Source organism: Fulvivirga marina, assembly GCF_016775155.1.
GTDB classification, from domain to species: domain Bacteria; phylum Bacteroidota; class Bacteroidia; order Cytophagales; family Cyclobacteriaceae; genus Fulvivirga; species Fulvivirga marina.
On sequence record NZ_JAEUGD010000064.1, the window covers coordinates 341,020 to 357,033 of the forward strand.

A 16,014-nucleotide genomic window follows, 5' to 3' on the forward strand; every position below is an offset into this window, starting at 1 on the left:
CTGGGGTTTAGGTTGGGATTCTGAATAATCAAAATATCATTATTCAATTTATGATACAACCTCACAAACGATTAATTTTAATCTATGTCATGGCTCGAGACTAAGGATATTGCTTTTACAATCTTTCATATCGGGATAACACTGTTTAACCTTTTCGGCTGGTTTTTTTATGAACTGCGCCGACTTCACCTGTTATCTGTGTTGATAACACTTATGTCATGGCTACTACTGGGCCTTTTTTATGGGTTTGGTTACTGCTTTTTGACGGACTGGCACTGGGATGTAAAAAGAAAGCTTGGGGAGACAGGGCTTCCCTCCTCATTTGTTAAGTACTACCTCGACATGCTTTTTAATGCCGATATTCCAGCCTCGCTAGTTGATAGCATTACCGTGGTAGGGTTAGTCGCTGCAGTCGTCATGACGGTGCTCAAAAACCGCGACCTGTTTAAGAAGTGTTTCGGGCACTAGATGAATAAGATCTTATACTTTCTATTACTACCGTAGTCAATATTAAAGCTCCTCCTATTATAGTATTCCATTGAGGAATTTCGTGGAGGAATATCATGCCTATAATAATTCCATAAATAGGCTGACTGCTACTGATTATACTTGCGGTACTTACACTAAAGTGTTTAAGACCCATTATAAACATAGTGTGTCCGATAGCAGTAGTTACCAAAGCTAATGTAATTACGGCAGGCCATTGTTCGGTTATACCTGAGGAGTCGTATAAGAATAGTACAGGGACAAACAGTACCATGGCTATGAGTAGTTGGTAAAACATTAACGTTGATCCTTGGTATCGGGCTACTTTTTTCTTAAGCAGAATGTTGCGGAGGGCATATAGCAGGGAGGAAACTAACCCAAAAAGGATGCCTTGAACGTAACTGTTCTCCATATCAAAATCCGGGGCAAGTAGGTAGATGCCTACAAGAGCCAGAGCACCCAGGCCGATATGCCAAAAATTGAATTTTGACTTGAGGAGTATAGGCTCTAGAAATGCCGTGAATACAGGATAGGTAAAAAGAGAAAGCATACCAATGGCTACATTGGATAAATGCAGGGCATAAAAATAAGTGACCCAATGGCCACCTAGCAGTGCTGCCGCGGTAATGATAGAGAAACCATCATGTGCCAGATTTATAGACAGATTAATCTTTTTCCAACGACAGAAAATATATAAGAATATGGCCGCCAACAAACATCTCCACCAGATAGTGACGGGAGGTGGCAGAGCGATGTATCTGCCCAAAGAACCAGATGTACTCATCAGGATCATGGCGAGGTTAAGGTCTATCACATGGCGAAAGTGTGTGGTTTGTTTCAAAGGCTTTCTGGTCAGATAAGTGCCAAAAATATGAGTTAGATACTTGAATACAAAGTGTGTAAACTTATGATCATTGCAGATGGGCTTATTATATTTATGAAATACTAATATTTGGTTGTATGAAAAAGAAAGAATGCCCCTCATGCGCTATGGAGATAGATGCTGATTGTAAGGTTTGTCCTATTTGCGGATATGAATTCCCCAGTTTCAGTAAAGGGATAAAATGGGTAGCTATTCTGTTAGTGCTGCTATTTTTACTCTTTTTTATTCTGTAAATAGATGGAAAACATTCATTTAAGCTATTACTTTTGTTTATAATAAGCCATTTTGTAATGTGTTATTCTTTTAGCCGTTGCCTGGCTGCATAACAAAAAAATAATGTGGAAATAATTGACTGGGTAAAAGAGCACTGGGGTATTGACCAGGAAATTCAAGAGAAGATATTTTTTTCGCTGCTTGCTATCATTGTGTTGATATTTATGCGAGAGCTGCTTTTGAGGATTGTTTTCTGGCGCATTAAGGCTGTAAAACAGCGCTATAAATGGAAAAATGGTGTTCGGTATATCTTTGTCTTCTTAAGTTTAGTGATCATCAGCACTATTTGGATTGATGAGTTTCACTCTTTTGCTACTTTTTTCGGATTGATTTCTGCAGGTATCGCCGTAGCCCTAAAAGATCCGATCGTGAATCTGGCAGGGTGGTTATTTCTGATGATCAGACGACCTTTTGAAGTGGGGGATCGGATACAGATTATGGATTTTGCAGGAGATGTAATAGATATCAGGGCCTTTCAGTTTACGCTCAATGAAATAGGAAATTGGGTAGAAGCTGATCAAAGCACGGGGAGGATAGTTCATATACCAAATGGCAAAGTTTTTTCTGAGGCACAGTTTAACTACCATCAGGGGTTCAGTAACATCTGGAATGAGATCTGTGTAGTGGTAACCTTTGAAAGCGATTGGCAAAAGGCAAAGGATATTTTAAACAGTGTGATGCAAAAACACACTAAAAACCTGACTAAGTCGGCTCAAAAAAAGCTTCTTGAAGCTTCTAAAAAGTTTATGATATTTTATAATACTTTAACGCCAGTTATTTATACCAAGGTGAAGGATCATGGGGTTGCCTTAACTATGCGCTACCTCTGTCTTCCCAAAAAAAGACGCTCTACGGAACATGCCATCTGGGAGGAAATTTTAATAGAGTTCAGTAAACATGACGACATAGATTTTGCATACCCTACACAACGTATCTACTATAACAAAACTGAAGGCAAACAGGCGTCAAAGCATGGGAAATAGCTACCCGTAGATTGTAGAGTCAGATTTAAAATTGATATAACTATGCCAATAAATCAAAATATAAAAGTAACAGCAGATGCTGTAGTATTCGGTTCCGGGGAAAATGGAGAAAGATATCTGCTATTGATACAACGCAAAAATGAGCCATTCAGGGAAAACTGGGCTTTTCCTGGTGGCTTTGTAGAGGATGATGAAGACCTGAATATTGCAGCGGCACGCGAACTGGAAGAAGAGACCGGGCTGAATTTGCCCCCTGAAGACTTTGTTCAGTTGGGAGCCTGGGGTAAGCCTGGCCGAGATCCAAGAGGGAGAACCGTTACTGTTGCGTTTATGATTAAAGCTGATATGAGTGGCCAGGAGGTAAATGCTGCTGATGATGCCAAAGCGGTTAAGTGGTGGCCAGTTGCTGATCTTCCTACATTAGCATTTGATCACCATGATATACTAGAGGAGGCACTGGGCTTATATAATGAGCAATAAAAAAGTGGATGCTTTTAAGCATCCACTTTAAGTTCCTTTAAGCTTAAGTTTATGATTAGGCTATCTGGGCATCAAGCTTTTGAGACAATACACCTTTAGGTACAGCGCCTACTTGCTTATCTACGATCTCACCACCTTTGAATACCAAAAGGGTAGGTATGCTTCTGATACCGAACTTAGCAGAAACGTTAGGGTTTTCGTCCACATTTACTTTTCCAATCACAGCTTTACCGTCATAATCTCCTGCTAATTCTTCAACAACAGGTCCGATCATTTTACAAGGTCCACACCATTCTGCCCAAAAATCTACTAGAACCGGCTTGTCGCCATTGATGATCTCTTCAAAATTTGAGTCGGTGATTTCAATTGCTTTGCTCATTATATTAGTATTTATAAATATTAAAACTTTTTATCTTCCGATATTGATCCAACGCAAATATAACGTTTTTTGTTTCCAGTGATAAACGCGTGATTCATAATTATTATCAATTGTCTCATAGGTGATAGTTATGATAGGACTAACTGCCTGACGCAAGGCACTTTCGCATATTGAAAATAGGAAGATCACAATCTAATATGTTCACTGTTAATGTTCTTTATTTGATTAAATCACTGATGGACTTAATTTTTATTGAGTTCTTTTTAAAAGCATCAACCAATTTTAACCCAATTTTATTATTTAAAGAATTTAATATGACATTGCCCTCAGAAATTTCAGGATGGCTCAATACAATTCCCCTAGTCAGAGATTGAAGTTCTCCAAATCGATCTTCACCCTCTCTTACAAAATTATTTGGCACTTTACTGGGGTTGACCCATATCTGAGAGCTTTGATTTTAATCATTGGTCTCGGTTTTGAGTATTGATTTATGTGCCCAATCTAATGAAATTTTTTTGTAGCACCTTGTAGAGCGGAGCGGTGGGTAAGTGGATAGGTGGGAACCATCAGCCCATGTTGGTAGTACTCTGTCATATTTTATATTCCCCACTCCGCATTACTTCTTTAATAAACTTATTAATTTAATGTCGGTTTGTAAAGTGTACGGGTGTTACTGTATTCAATTTTGTGAAATTAAGATATTAAAAGCATTGAGAGACTTACCCCTACTAGTACGAGTAACTACAATTCTCTTTCTGATGTTGATGGTTTTTGCCATTCTGATTATTGGAAGGGAATTCCTATATCCTATTTGTCTGGCTATTCTGTTTTCCTATTTGCTTTACCCCTTGGCTAATTTGTTGGAAAGGAGGAGGTTTCCCCGTGTCTTAGCCATTCTTATTTCCATTATTCTGGGTATGACGCTGATTGGTGGCGCTATTTTCTTGCTCTATCAGCAAATGACGATTTTTATAAGTGATTTTCCTGAGTTAAAAGAGCAGGCTCTGTCTAATCTTGATCAACTTCAATTGCGCATTGATCAATGGATTGATAACGGCAATAGACAGGGGTGGTGGTTGCGTGAACGTATTTCTAATCTCAGCAACAATAGTGGAAATTTGATGAACAAGGTGTTCAGTGCTACTACAGGTACCATTGTTAAGATGGGGTTACAGCCTGTATTTGTGTTTTTTATGCTTTATTATAGCGATCGCATTAAGAGTTTTATTTTTATGGTCTGGGATTTTAATGACAGAGGCAGGTTAGTAATTATCCTCAAAGAAATATCAGAAATTACAAAAAATTACATTAGTGGGGTGTTTATCGTGGTATTTATCCTTTGCATTATTAACTCTCTGGGGCTGATGATAGTGGGGGTGGAGTATGCTATCATGTTTGGTATCCTGTCTGCCGTGATGAATTTTATTCCATATTTCGGTACACTCATAGGTGCTGCATTTCCCTTGACTTTTACGTTGGTTTCAGATGAACCAGGCAATGCCATAGGAGTTATCATTCTTTTTTTGATTATCCAGTTTACCGAGAATAACATCCTGACCCCTAATATTACAGGGGGACGTGTAGCTATTAACCCGTTGTTTACTATCCTGATCATTATAGCGGGTGGAATGATCTGGGGGGTGCCGGGCATGTTTATGAGTGTGCCCTATGCAGGAATGATCAAGGTAATTTGCAGGCATTATGAGCCACTGAAACCTATTGCTTTTCTGCTCTCCAGAAATAAAGGGTCTCAGCTGAGAAGTGGTTTAAAGGTTGTCAGGAAGGTGTTTGGGAAAAAGAACTGATACAACCATCAAGGATTGCAGGTGGTGTGGCGGAGTGAGTAAAGGTTAGCCAACAAAGGAAGTGAGCCCGAAAGCTCAATAGCTTCCGGGGTTTTGGTCTGATTTAAACCAATACTTTGCAGTGAATTGCTGGTATCTGCTTCATTTTCTGCATCATTTCATTGCTCGGGTTTACCTTATATTTTCGCGACATCATTTCTACAGAAATATTCTCCTTAACATCTACTAAATTCATGTGAAGAGCACAATCACCTCTATACTGCCTGCATAGTTCTTCAAGGGTATTAATAATATTTTCGTTGATCTCGCTAAGGTTTATATTGACCATAAGTCCCTTGGTGCGCTTGTCGCGAAGATCGTTAAGTAGCTCTATGCTGTGGATCTTAAATTCCAGACTCTTATCTCCCCATTTTCTTTCCATAGCCCGGCCCTGTATAAAGAGGAACCAGCCCTGCATCAGGTATTCCTTGAACTTTATGTAGTCGTCACCAAAGAGGAAGAAAGTGAAGTTACCATTGTAATCTTCCATAGTAAGTGTTCCAAATGGCTTTCCTCCTTTGGTTGTTCTATGTGCAAAACTGGAAACAACGCCTGCCAATTTGATTTCTTTGTTTTGAAGAGCAGAGAGATCGTTGAGGGCATTTAACTCCGCGTTGCAGAAACTGTCAATTTCGAATTTAAAATCATCCAGGGGATGCCCTGAAATGTAAAGTCCGACTACATCACGTTCAATGTTTAGTTTTTCTATTTCACCAAAAGGCTCCATGTAAGGTATCTTTGGCTTTGGGGTATCCACTCCAGTATCTCCACCAAAAAGGCTGGCCTGAGAACTCTCAGCCTCCATTTGCATTTTGTTGGCATACTTGATGACTTTCTCTATCAATGTCTGGTCATTTTCCGGAGCGTGGAGGTACTGGCGTCGGTGGAACTCTTCAAAACAGTCGAAAGCTCCTGACATAGCCAGACATTCAAATGTTTTTTTGTTTACCGTTCTTAAGTTGACTCTTTCCGCAAAGTCAAAAATATCTTTGTAATGACCATTGTTTTCTCTCTCTTCAATGATGTTTTCAACAGCGGCATCACCACTACCTTTGATAGCCCCAAGCCCGAAACGGATTTCACCTTCAGGGTTAACAGCAAAGTTAACGGCTGATTCGTTTACGTGTGGTCCAAGTACTTTGATACCCAGACTTCGACATTCCTCCATGAAGAAAGTTACTTTCTCAATGTTGCTCTGGTTGTGTGTAAGTACAGCTGCCATATATTCGGCAGGGTAATGTGCCTTGAGGTACGCTGTTTGGTAAGCTACAAGTGAGTAGCAGGTAGAGTGAGATTTGTTGAAAGCATAAGCGGCAAAAGCTTCCCAGTCTTTCCAGACCTTGCCTAATATTTCAGGGTCGTGCCCTCTTTCCTTACCACCATCAATGAATTTGGGCTTGAGTTTTTCTAGTAAGGCAAATATTTTCTTACCCATGGCCTTACGGAGAACGTCCGCATCACCTTTGGAGAAGCCTGCCAGTTTCTGTGACAGTAACATCACCTGCTCTTGGTAAACGGTAATGCCGTAGGTTTCTGCCAGATATTCTTCCATATCCTGGATGTCATAGGTGATTTCCTCGTCTCCATGTTTTCTGGCAATAAAGTTTGGGATATATTCCATGGGACCCGGTCTGTAGAGGGCGTTCATGGCTATCAGGTCTTCAAATTTATCAGGCTTTAGTGCCCGGAGGTGTTTCTGCATGCCCGGAGATTCAAACTGGAATGTACCGTTTGTTTCCCCGCGTTGATAAAGCTCGTATGTCTTTGGATCATCAAGTGGGATAGCATCAATGTCAATATCTACATTATGACGCTTCTTTACATTGGCAATGGCAGACTTAATAATGGTGAGGGTTTTTAGACCCAAAAAGTCCATTTTAAGCATACCTGCGTCCTCTACCACGCTGTTGTCAAATTGCGTCACCAGCATTTCTGAGTCACGGGCGGTAGACACAGGAATAAATTTAGTCAGGTCGTCAGGTGTAATGATGACACCACAGGCGTGCGTACCAGTATTCCTTACAGAGCCTTCCAGGATCTTTGCCTGGTTCAGTACTTTGGCTTTTAAGTCATTGCCTCTGCGAAAATCTTCAAGTTCCTTAACTTCTCTAAAGGCTTTATCCAATGATGTTCCTGGTTTTTCAGGAATCAATTTGGCAAGATCGTTGGCTTCAGAAAGGGAGAGTTCCATTACCCGGGCTGCATCTCTGATAGAAGATTTTGCAGCCATGGTACCATAGGTGATGATCTGCGCTACCTGCTGCTTACCATATTTATTGATTACATATTGAATAACCTTATCCCGTCCTTCATCATCAAAGTCAATATCAATATCGGGAAGTGAAACCCTGTCAGGGTTCAAAAAACGCTCAAAAAGGAGATCATATGCAATTGGGTCAACGTTGGTGATTCCGATACAGTAGGCTACCGCTGATCCTGCAGCTGACCCCCGGCCAGGCCCTACGGAGACGCCTATTTCACGGGCTTTACTGGTGAAATCCTGAACAATGAGGAAGTATCCCGGATAACCAGTATTTCTGATAGTTTCCAGTTCAAAATCAAGGCGCTCCCTAATTTCGTCAGTAATTTCCGGATATCGCTTTTGGGCTCCTTCGTAAGTCAGGTGACGTAAAAAGGCGTTTTCACCTCTTTTTCCTCCATCTTTTTCATCCTCAGGGTCCTTAAACTCGTCAGGAATATTAAAGGCAGGAAGAAGTACATCGCGATCCAGCTTATAAACCTCTATTTTATCTACTAGCTCAGAAACGTTTTCAATGGCCTCAGGAATGTCACTAAAAAGGGTTTTCATTTCCTCCTGAGACTTGAAGTAGTATTCGTTATTCGGGAAGCCAAACCTGAAGCCCCTGCCTCTCCCAATAGGAGTAGACTTCATTTCTCCATCTTTTACGCAAAGTAGTACATCGTGGGCTTCCGCATCTTCCCTGCTGAGGTAGTAAACATCGTTCGCAGCAATTATTTTTACATGGTACTTTCGTGCAAAGTCAAGCAGCACACTGTTTACCCGGTTTTCTTCTTCAAGTCCCTGGCCTACAATATCTCCGTGTCTGAGGAATTCTACATAAAAATCATCTTTAAATACTTCCAGGTACCACTGGAAGGCTTCCTCTGCCTGGTGCTCACCAACGTTCAGTATCAAGTAAGGAATTTCGCTATTCAGTCCACCAGTCAATGCGATCACATCTTCTGAGTATTCCTTAATCAGATCTTTGTCGATACGTGGATAGATACCATATAAACCTTCGATATATGCCAAAGAGCTAAGTTTGGCGAGATTATGATAGCCATTTTTGTTTTTGGCGATCAGTATCTGGGTGAAGCGCTTGTCGGGGTTATCTTTTGTGAATTTCAGCTTTTTCCGTTCCTCAGCCACGAAAAACTCACAGCCGATTATAGGTTTAATTTCATTGTTCAAGGCTTCTCGAACAAATTTGAAGGCACCGAACATATTACCCAGGTCAGTTAGAGCAACCGCAGGCATGTTGTGTTCTTTGGCTTTTGCCACAAGGCCTTTGATGTCAGGTACAGCCTGTAGCACGGAGAACTGCGAGTGTACATGCAGGTGTGAGAAAGGGCTGTCTATTTTTTTTGCTGCTTCTTCATCGCCACCAAAGTTTACTGCTGATACCTCTTCTTTTTTGGCAAAATTGGCGTCGGCAAGTTTTGGGGCTTCGTAAGTGATCTCAGCGGTGTCTGTACCATCAAGTGGTTCTACTACCTTCTGCGTGATCAGCCCAAAGAAACATTTTGCAGTGGCGTCAACGTCATATGCAGCATCATGGGCATCGTTGAACTTAGAGCCAAACAGCTTTTCATGTAGCTCGATCAGCTTGGGAGCTTTTAGTCGCCCTCCTATACCACCCTGAAGCTGACAGAACTCTGTAGATACCTCAGCGGTATCTATTTTATTTTTCTCAAGCAGTCCGTGTCCTTGGTCACTTTGGCCAACCCTTACGTATTCCGTACCTACAATGCGGTTGTCAAAGTCAATATTATGTCCAATAACTACTTGGGCGTTTTCCAGGTCTTTAGAAAATATATTTAGTACTTCCTCAAGTTTATGTCCCTCCTCCAGGGCGCGTTTTGTGGAGATACCGTGAACTTTTTCTGAATTATAGGGGATGGTAAAACCTTCTGGCTTTACTATGAAATTTTGACTTGAAAGCAGGTTACCCTTGTTGTCATGTAGTTGCCATGCTATCTGTACAAGTCTGGGCCAGTTGTCCAGATCTGTAATAGGGGCACTATAGTTATGAGGTAAACCGGTGGTTTCGGTATCAAAAATTAAATACATGCTGATATGCGAGTGGTTTGAAAAAAGACTATCAAAAATGATCTTCAAATATCGCAAAACTTCATGAGAAGAGCGGGGCTTAGGGAAAGGATTTTAATCCAAATTTTCAGATGTCTGGAATTATGGATGCAAAGCTCAACTTAGTTGATGGTGAATCGGTATCTACTGATTTACAGGCAGGTGATGTGTCTAGCCCGACGGCAACGGTTGGAAGGTAATGACATGTGCAGTTGAGGAACTCCTTTTGGCATAAAAAAAAGCTGCCCGCATATGCAGGCAGCCCCAAAACAATAGTAGAAAAGAGTTTTGTGATATATATATTTAGAACCTTACGTTCACAGCCAGGTTAAACATAGTACCTAATTGACTGAAGTGGTAGCCATCATAGGTCATTTGAGAGTAACGCTGGTTGAAAGTAATTAAGTTTGACTGTACTTTAGTCTGAGCAGGGTCAGCTAGTATAGCTTCTCCATTAGCATTCAAAGCAACAAATTCCCATTCAGGTAATACGTTGAATACGTTATTTACGTTGAAGGTAACATTGATCTTTTCAGAAGCTTTGTAATTAACGCTCAAATCAGTCACAATTTTAGGAGCAAATTCTGTTTTCAGATCAGCGCTCATACCTTGCTGTCTGAAAGTAGTTTCTCCGAAATAGGTGTTGTTCAAAGCCAGGTTGAATTTACCTATGTCGTAATGAGCACCCAAGATCCATTTGGTTTTTGGTCTTGAAGTAAAGAATAATGCTTCCTGAGTCTCATTAACTACAGACTGCTGTCCTTGCTCTACAATTGCAGGGTTGTTTACGGCTCCATCTCTTTCATTTTGGATAGTGTAATTACCAGACAGGTTGAAACCCAGCCTACCACTTCCAAGTGTTATGTTTTTGTAGTTAGCCACTACATCGATGCCGGAAGTACGCGTATCGATAGCGTTAACGAAGAAGCTTACATCTGAAAGGTTGTTGGCAGTTAGTAGAGCATCCAGTGGAGTAGTTCCAGACTCTGTAGGGCCAATCTCAGTACTTAATACAATTCTGTCTTTTACCTGGATGTTATAGTAGTCAACAGTGAAATCTAGTTTGCTGTTAACTTTAGAACCTAAACCAATAGTAAAGTTGGTTGATTTCTCGGCATCAAGTTGAGGAATACCTAATAACTTAGCCTGAGGAGATACGTTGTTCACTAAACCTCCAACCTGAATACCCTGACCAGGTACAAAGCTGTACTGTGCTTTCTGAGTGTAGATCTGATGTAGAGTAGGAGCTCTGAAACCAGTTGAAAGGGATGTTCTTAGCGTAAGCTTGTCATCAATCACTTTGTATCTTGAGCTTAATTTCCAAACAAAAGCATCTCCAAAGTCACTGTAGTTTTCTACACGTGCCGTACCGTTTAGTAAAAAGTCTTCAGTAATATCAAATGCGATGTCTAAGTAACCACCGAAGTTATAACGGTTGAATTTTCCTGAGTTTTCAGGCCTGTTACCTGCGAAAGAGTCAGCACCACCACCATCGTATGAAGCCAGCTCTCCTTCAATTACTTCAAAAGTCTCTGATCTGAACTCAGCACCAAAGGCAATACCCAACTGTTTGTTGATCACTCTTGAGATATCAAGGTTACCTACCATGTGAGAGAATCTTGTACCTCCCGGATCAAATGTAAGGGCACTGTTTTCTCGATATAGATTAACGCCTTGCTGAATTTCATCAGGGTCAACAATACCATTATTGTTCAGGTCGCCCAGATATGTTGGGGGTGAAAGTACAGTGTTTCTGTTGTGAGAGTTTCTTACGGTATAAGTTTGTTTATTGCCACCAGTAGTGAAACTCGCGTCATAGATCCAGTCATTCATTTTTGATTTGAAACCAACAGTAGCATTGTAGTCGTTCAGGTCACCATCAAACGTGGGTACATAACCAACATAAGAGCCATTAGGTCCATCAGGGAAAAAGTCTGCCAGGTAAGGAAAATCATTAAGTGTTCTCCAGTAAGGAGTACGGTAGTTAGCGAAGCTGTTCACCTTTTTGTAAACATAAGCGGCGTTGAAGTACATGTTAGTAGATTCACTAAGATCTAATCCACTGTTTACCAGGAATTTGGCTGCGGTAGTTTCAGGAGAACCGTTGATATTACCAGCATCAGGCTTAAGCGCCAAAAATGCCTGAACATCCTCGATGGGAGCGCCAAAATCTGCAGCTTCACCTTCTGCATCTACTGTACCTGGCCTGTTAGCGAGGTTTACTTTGGAAAGGTCAAGGGTATAGTTGATAAAACCTTTATTATCACCCAAGGTACTACCGTTGTTTAAAGCAACGCCTAACATTTCGCCGTCACCTTCAGAGGTTATACCTGTGCGCAGGGTTACATAGCCGCCATCAGCATCATCTTTAAGTACAATGTTCATTACACCGGCAATAGCATCAGAACCGTACTGAGCAGATGCACCGTCTCTCAATATCTCCACACGTTTGATCGCATCCGTAGGGATGGCAGAGATATCAGCGCCGGTTTCACCTCTACCCGGAGAGGTTTGTGTATATAGCAGGGCACTCAGGTTTTTCCTTTTACCATTGATAAGTATCAAAGTTCTGCTGGGGCCCATGTTTCTGATTTCATATGGATCAAGAAGCGAAGTAGCATCATTAACAGGGGTTTGAACCGTGTTAAATGAAGGTACTCTGTATTGCAGTGCTTTATCGAAAGTAGGTTGTCCTGTAGATAGCAACTCATCAGATTCCAGCATGTCTACTGGTAGAGGAGTGTCTGTAGACGACCTGGGTGCGTTACGTGAACCTACTATCACAATGTCCTGTAGAGTTAATTGATCCTCTTCCATACTAACGTCCCATGTGACGGTCTCGCCTTCCGTCAAAGAAAATTCCTTAGTTTGAGAGATTAAACCAATATAACTGCTGGTTACATTGTGCGTACCAGCTGATAGATTAAGGGTATATTTACCGTTTATGTCGGTAGTTGTCCCTACGCCATCTGTTGTGCTGATAGTGGCACCAATAACCGGACCGTCGGATCCATTAACGGTCCCTTTAATAGTTTGCGCACTCGCCCATAGCGGGAGAATGAGCAGCATTAGTGAAAAAATGGTAATTTGTTTTTGCATGTAAATTAATTTATCGGTTTGACATTGGTTGCTTATTTATTAATAAAGAGTTTGGCCATTATACCCTGGATAATGGCGCTTTTGTTTATGTTTCTGTGATTTATAAGGTCAGGTTTAACCGAGCAAAGTAAAACCCTCCGTTAAAGCCAAATTGAGTTGCTCTCCTGGAATAGATAAAGCGTTCATTGCTCCTGAATTCTTGTCGGTTTTCTTCAGGATAAACATCGAAAAGGTTATTTGCTCCTATTGTAAGATTAATATGATCGGTAAGATTATACCCTACACTGAGATCTGTGATTATTTTAGCTTCAAATTTCTGGTCTATAAAATCCCCATTTGCATCCACATTATCCGTTCTAGCCCAAATCTCACCAAACCGTACATTGGAAAGTGTGATATTGAATTTGTTGATGTGGTATATCAGAGTGAGGTTGATCTTTGATTGGGGTAATGCATCTTCGAACCTGTTTCTTTCCTCTCTGTTAAAAAACTGGTTTGGAGCACCTCTTAGGCTTGAAGGTATATTGATGTCAGTAACTTCTGTAGAGGTGAAATTGGCTGCCAGAGATGACTTTAGAGTGCCTCCTGCTAAAGATGTCCTGTGTGTGAGGATCATGTCAACCCCTTTGGTTTCTGTATCAATAGCATTTACAAAGAAAGTTGCAGACGCGGCGTTTGCTTCGTTGAGAATAGATGCAATCTCGTCGCTGCTGCTGGAGCTGAACGATCCGGTAAGTACGACCCGGTCTTCAATACGGATGCCATAACCATCCAGAGTGAAGTTGAGGTTGTCGTTAATCTGCCATGTTATTCCAGCGCTAATGTTGATGGAGCTTTCATTGGAGAGGTTGGGGATCCCGAATAGCTTGGCTATGCGAGAGTCATTTCTGAAAGTACCTACCTCATTAGGAACATTTACACCTTCAGCGTTAAGAAAAAATAGCGTTGAGGTGCTGTTGTAATACCTTTGAGGTAGTGAAGGTGCTCTGAAACCGGTACTTATGGCTGCACGAATAGCTAAGGGTTTGATTATAGCCCATCTACCGGCTGCCTTCCAGTTAAAAGTGTTACCGAAGTCACTATAATCTTCATACCTGGCCGCTACATCTATAAAAAGACCATCAGTGAAGTTGAGCTCTACATCAGAATAGAACGCAATGTTAGAGCGACTCTCTTTGAGCTCATTATCTGGCTGGAAACCGGGAAATACCTGAGATCCACCGGGGCGATTGTAAAAAATATTGACCTGGTTGAAGTCATTGGAAAAAGGGGAGCCGTCAGCCAGTGTGTCCATTACATTTACATTGCCATAGTTTCTATACGAAGCCTCTTCTCCGGCAAATATCTCATAGGTATCTATTCGGTATTCCGAGCCAAATGCCACATTTATTCCTTCCATTACATCAGGAAAGTATCTATTGAAATCGAGATTGGTTGTATTTTGCGAAAACCTGAAGCCCCCGGCGTTAAACGATGTGCCTGTGCTATTGCCTCTGGAGGCATTGAGGGAATTGGTGACATGATAGGCGAAGGAGTTAGTGCCGAAAGTATTACTAAAATCCAGATTCCATTCTCCTATATTCCCCCTCAGGCCACCTGTAATAGCCCCATCAAAAATCTCGGAGTTAATCTCAGGCAGAAAACCGTTGGGATAGACTGTAGTCAGGGTTCGGTTCTGGTTTGGAAGTCGGTAAAAACCCGTTGCTTGTCCTCTTCGGGAGTTTAACCCTCCGAAGATATAAAGTTCTTTATCCTCATCGATTTCAAAGGAACTGTTCATCATAAATGAGGTGTTAATCGCTTCTGACTGACCTACCTTCATAGTAAATGCTCTTCTTCCTCCATTCTGGTTGATTAGAGCTTCCTCTTCTTGTGGTGTCAGGTTGTTAGTGAAAGCATTGGCAGCATTGATGGCATCAGCTTCTTGCTGGGTTAACTTTTTACCCACATCGAAAGGGCTAAGGTCTCCTGCCTGAAAATTTTCAGCATATACACTGGGGGATGATCCATCCCAGCTTGTTTTGAAAATGGAGCCATTCCATTCTCCGGCTCTATCAGTACGACCTCTGTGCTGATACTGTCCTGTGAGATTGATAAATCCTTTTTTCCCTACTTTGAAACCGTAGTTTACATTAAACTGGGCATTTTCTCCATCGCCTTCATAGGTTTCTCCCAAGGTTCCGGAAAAGTAAAGTTCGTCCACTTTGTCTTTAAGTACGATATTGATAACACCAGCAATGGCATCGGAACCGTATTGGGCAGCTGCACCATCTCTCAATACTTCAATGCGTTTAATAGCTGCGGCGGGTATAGTGTTCAGGTCGGTGCCCACAGAACCTCGACCTACAGAGCCATTAACATTGACTAATGCCGAGTTATGTCTTCTTTTGCCATTGATCAGTACCAGCACATGGTCAACCCCCAGCCCTCGAAGTGAAGCCGGGTCCACATGATCGGTACCGTCGGCTATAGTTTGCCGGTTAGATGAAAATGATGGGGCTACATAATTTAATATTTGGCTGACCTCTATCTGAGCAACATCCTTTACAATTTCATCAACCGAGATCACGTCAACGGGAACGGGGGTTTCCAGTACAGTGCGGTTTTGGTTCCTGCTGCCGACCACCACAACCTCTTGAAGTTGCGCTTGGTCCAGTTCCATGTTTATAGTTAATGTTGTATTGTTGCCTACCGCGATCTCTTGTGTTTTGTATCCTATGTAGCTGAGTACGAGTATGGCATCATCAGGAACATCAAGAACTAATTTTCCTGAGAGGTCAGTTGTGCCACCGGAGGCCGTGCCTTTTACCACTACGTTTACACCGGGTAGCGGTTGTTTGCTTTCGTCTAAAACAGTTACTGTTACCGTTTTAGTTACAATATCTACTTGAACAGTTTCTTCTTTTCTGTCTTTGTATCTTAGTTTACTTACGCTAATGTCTTCGTTGATCTGGCGGAACTTGACGTGGGCTTCTTTAGAAAGATCCCTGAGAATGGTCGCCATGGAAATGTTTCTGTAATTTTTTGTCAGGCGAAGATGTTGATTGATGTCATCATCGCAATAGTGAAAACGAAAACTTGTTTTGCCTTCCATTTGTTCGAAAGCTTCTTTTAAGGTAGCTTTCTGTAGGTGCAAATCGATGTAAACTTCTCTTATACTCTTCACCTTAGCATGAGGTGACTCTGCAGCCTGCACAATTATTGCTGCAGAACCAAGTACTATGAAGAGGGTCTTTTTGATCAGTTTTAACATTGGG

11 protein-coding genes are annotated in these 16,014 nt (G+C 41.5%); 5 read left to right on the forward strand and 6 right to left on the reverse strand.

Features of this window, described 5'->3' with window-relative positions:
• The first annotated feature begins 84 nt into the window (after nucleotides 1-84).
• Nucleotides 85-468 (forward strand): DUF2784 domain-containing protein, encoded by a 384-nt coding sequence (locus JMN32_RS20360; protein ID WP_202858216.1) that lies wholly within the window; start codon nucleotides 85-87, stop codon nucleotides 466-468.
• Here the strand turns inward: JMN32_RS20360 and JMN32_RS20365 are convergent.
• On the reverse strand, nucleotides 446-1,327 hold the full coding sequence (locus JMN32_RS20365) for a DMT family transporter (RefSeq protein ID WP_238354557.1): 882 nt from the start codon (nucleotides 1,325-1,327) through the stop codon (nucleotides 446-448). The genes JMN32_RS20360 and JMN32_RS20365 overlap by 23 nt on opposite strands.
• A gap of 119 nt (nucleotides 1,328-1,446) precedes the next feature.
• Between JMN32_RS20365 and JMN32_RS20370 the strand changes: the two genes are divergently transcribed.
• From JMN32_RS20370 to JMN32_RS20380, 3 genes are all read left to right on the forward strand, one after another.
• Nucleotides 1,447-1,602, forward strand: coding sequence for a zinc ribbon domain-containing protein (locus JMN32_RS20370; RefSeq protein WP_202858218.1), 156 nt, complete (start codon nucleotides 1,447-1,449; stop codon nucleotides 1,600-1,602).
• Between the two features lie 105 nt (nucleotides 1,603-1,707).
• Nucleotides 1,708-2,625 carry a mechanosensitive ion channel family protein gene (locus JMN32_RS20375; protein WP_202858219.1) on the forward strand — a complete coding sequence of 306 codons (918 nt, stop codon included), beginning with the start codon at nucleotides 1,708-1,710 and terminating at the stop codon, nucleotides 2,623-2,625.
• 42 nt (nucleotides 2,626-2,667) lie between these two features.
• The gene (locus JMN32_RS20380; protein WP_202858220.1) at nucleotides 2,668-3,105 is read left to right on the forward strand and encodes an NUDIX domain-containing protein; all 438 of its coding nucleotides are present in this window, start codon (nucleotides 2,668-2,670) and stop codon (nucleotides 3,103-3,105) included.
• Nucleotides 3,106-3,160: 55 nt separating this feature from the next.
• Here the strand turns inward: JMN32_RS20380 and trxA are convergent, their stop codons facing one another.
• Both trxA and JMN32_RS20390 read right to left on the reverse strand, forming a co-directional pair.
• Complete coding sequence (gene trxA / locus JMN32_RS20385; protein WP_202858221.1) at nucleotides 3,161-3,484, reverse strand: thioredoxin; 324 nt, start codon at nucleotides 3,482-3,484, stop codon at nucleotides 3,161-3,163.
• A gap of 217 nt (nucleotides 3,485-3,701) precedes the next feature.
• Nucleotides 3,702-3,905 carry a hypothetical protein gene (locus JMN32_RS20390; protein ID WP_202858222.1) on the reverse strand — a complete coding sequence of 68 codons (204 nt, stop codon included), beginning with the start codon at nucleotides 3,903-3,905 and terminating at the stop codon, nucleotides 3,702-3,704.
• A gap of 337 nt (nucleotides 3,906-4,242) precedes the next feature.
• On the opposite strand from JMN32_RS20390, the gene JMN32_RS20395 reads away from it, so the two are divergent.
• Nucleotides 4,243-5,289, forward strand: coding sequence for an AI-2E family transporter (locus JMN32_RS20395; protein ID WP_238354558.1), 1,047 nt, complete (start codon nucleotides 4,243-4,245; stop codon nucleotides 5,287-5,289).
• A 103-nt stretch (nucleotides 5,290-5,392) separates the two neighbouring features.
• Here JMN32_RS20395 and dnaE read toward each other — a convergent pair whose 3' ends face one another.
• From dnaE to JMN32_RS20410, 3 genes are all read right to left on the reverse strand, one after another.
• Complete coding sequence (gene dnaE / locus JMN32_RS20400; RefSeq protein ID WP_202858223.1) at nucleotides 5,393-9,640, reverse strand: DNA polymerase III subunit alpha; 4,248 nt, start codon at nucleotides 9,638-9,640, stop codon at nucleotides 5,393-5,395.
• A 321-nt stretch (nucleotides 9,641-9,961) separates the two neighbouring features.
• Complete coding sequence (locus JMN32_RS20405; RefSeq protein WP_202858224.1) at nucleotides 9,962-12,757, reverse strand: TonB-dependent receptor; 2,796 nt, start codon at nucleotides 12,755-12,757, stop codon at nucleotides 9,962-9,964.
• 100 nt (nucleotides 12,758-12,857) lie between these two features.
• On the reverse strand, nucleotides 12,858-16,010 hold the full coding sequence (locus JMN32_RS20410; RefSeq protein ID WP_238354559.1) for a TonB-dependent receptor: 3,153 nt from the start codon (nucleotides 16,008-16,010) through the stop codon (nucleotides 12,858-12,860).
• Nucleotides 16,011-16,014 lie beyond the last annotated feature (4 nt).

What these genes read in the sequence shown, in the direction of transcription:
- JMN32_RS20360 (WP_202858216.1), top strand. Translation starts at nt 85, where the DNA reads ATGTCATGGCTCGAGACTAAGGATATTGCTTTTACAATCTTTCATATC.
- JMN32_RS20370 (WP_202858218.1), top strand. Translation starts at nt 1,447, where the DNA reads ATGAAAAAGAAAGAATGCCCCTCATGCGCTATGGAGATAGATGCTGAT.
- JMN32_RS20380 (WP_202858220.1), top strand. Translation starts at nt 2,668, where the DNA reads ATGCCAATAAATCAAAATATAAAAGTAACAGCAGATGCTGTAGTATTC.
- trxA (WP_202858221.1), bottom strand. Translation starts at nt 3,484, where the DNA reads ATGAGCAAAGCAATTGAAATCACCGACTCAAATTTTGAAGAGATCATC.
- JMN32_RS20395 (WP_238354558.1), top strand. Translation starts at nt 4,243, where the DNA reads ATGTTGATGGTTTTTGCCATTCTGATTATTGGAAGGGAATTCCTATAT.
- dnaE (WP_202858223.1), bottom strand. Translation starts at nt 9,640, where the DNA reads ATGTATTTAATTTTTGATACCGAAACCACCGGTTTACCTCATAACTAT.
- JMN32_RS20405 (WP_202858224.1), bottom strand. Translation starts at nt 12,757, where the DNA reads ATGCAAAAACAAATTACCATTTTTTCACTAATGCTGCTCATTCTCCCG.
- JMN32_RS20410 (WP_238354559.1), bottom strand. Translation starts at nt 16,010, where the DNA reads ATGTTAAAACTGATCAAAAAGACCCTCTTCATAGTACTTGGTTCTGCA.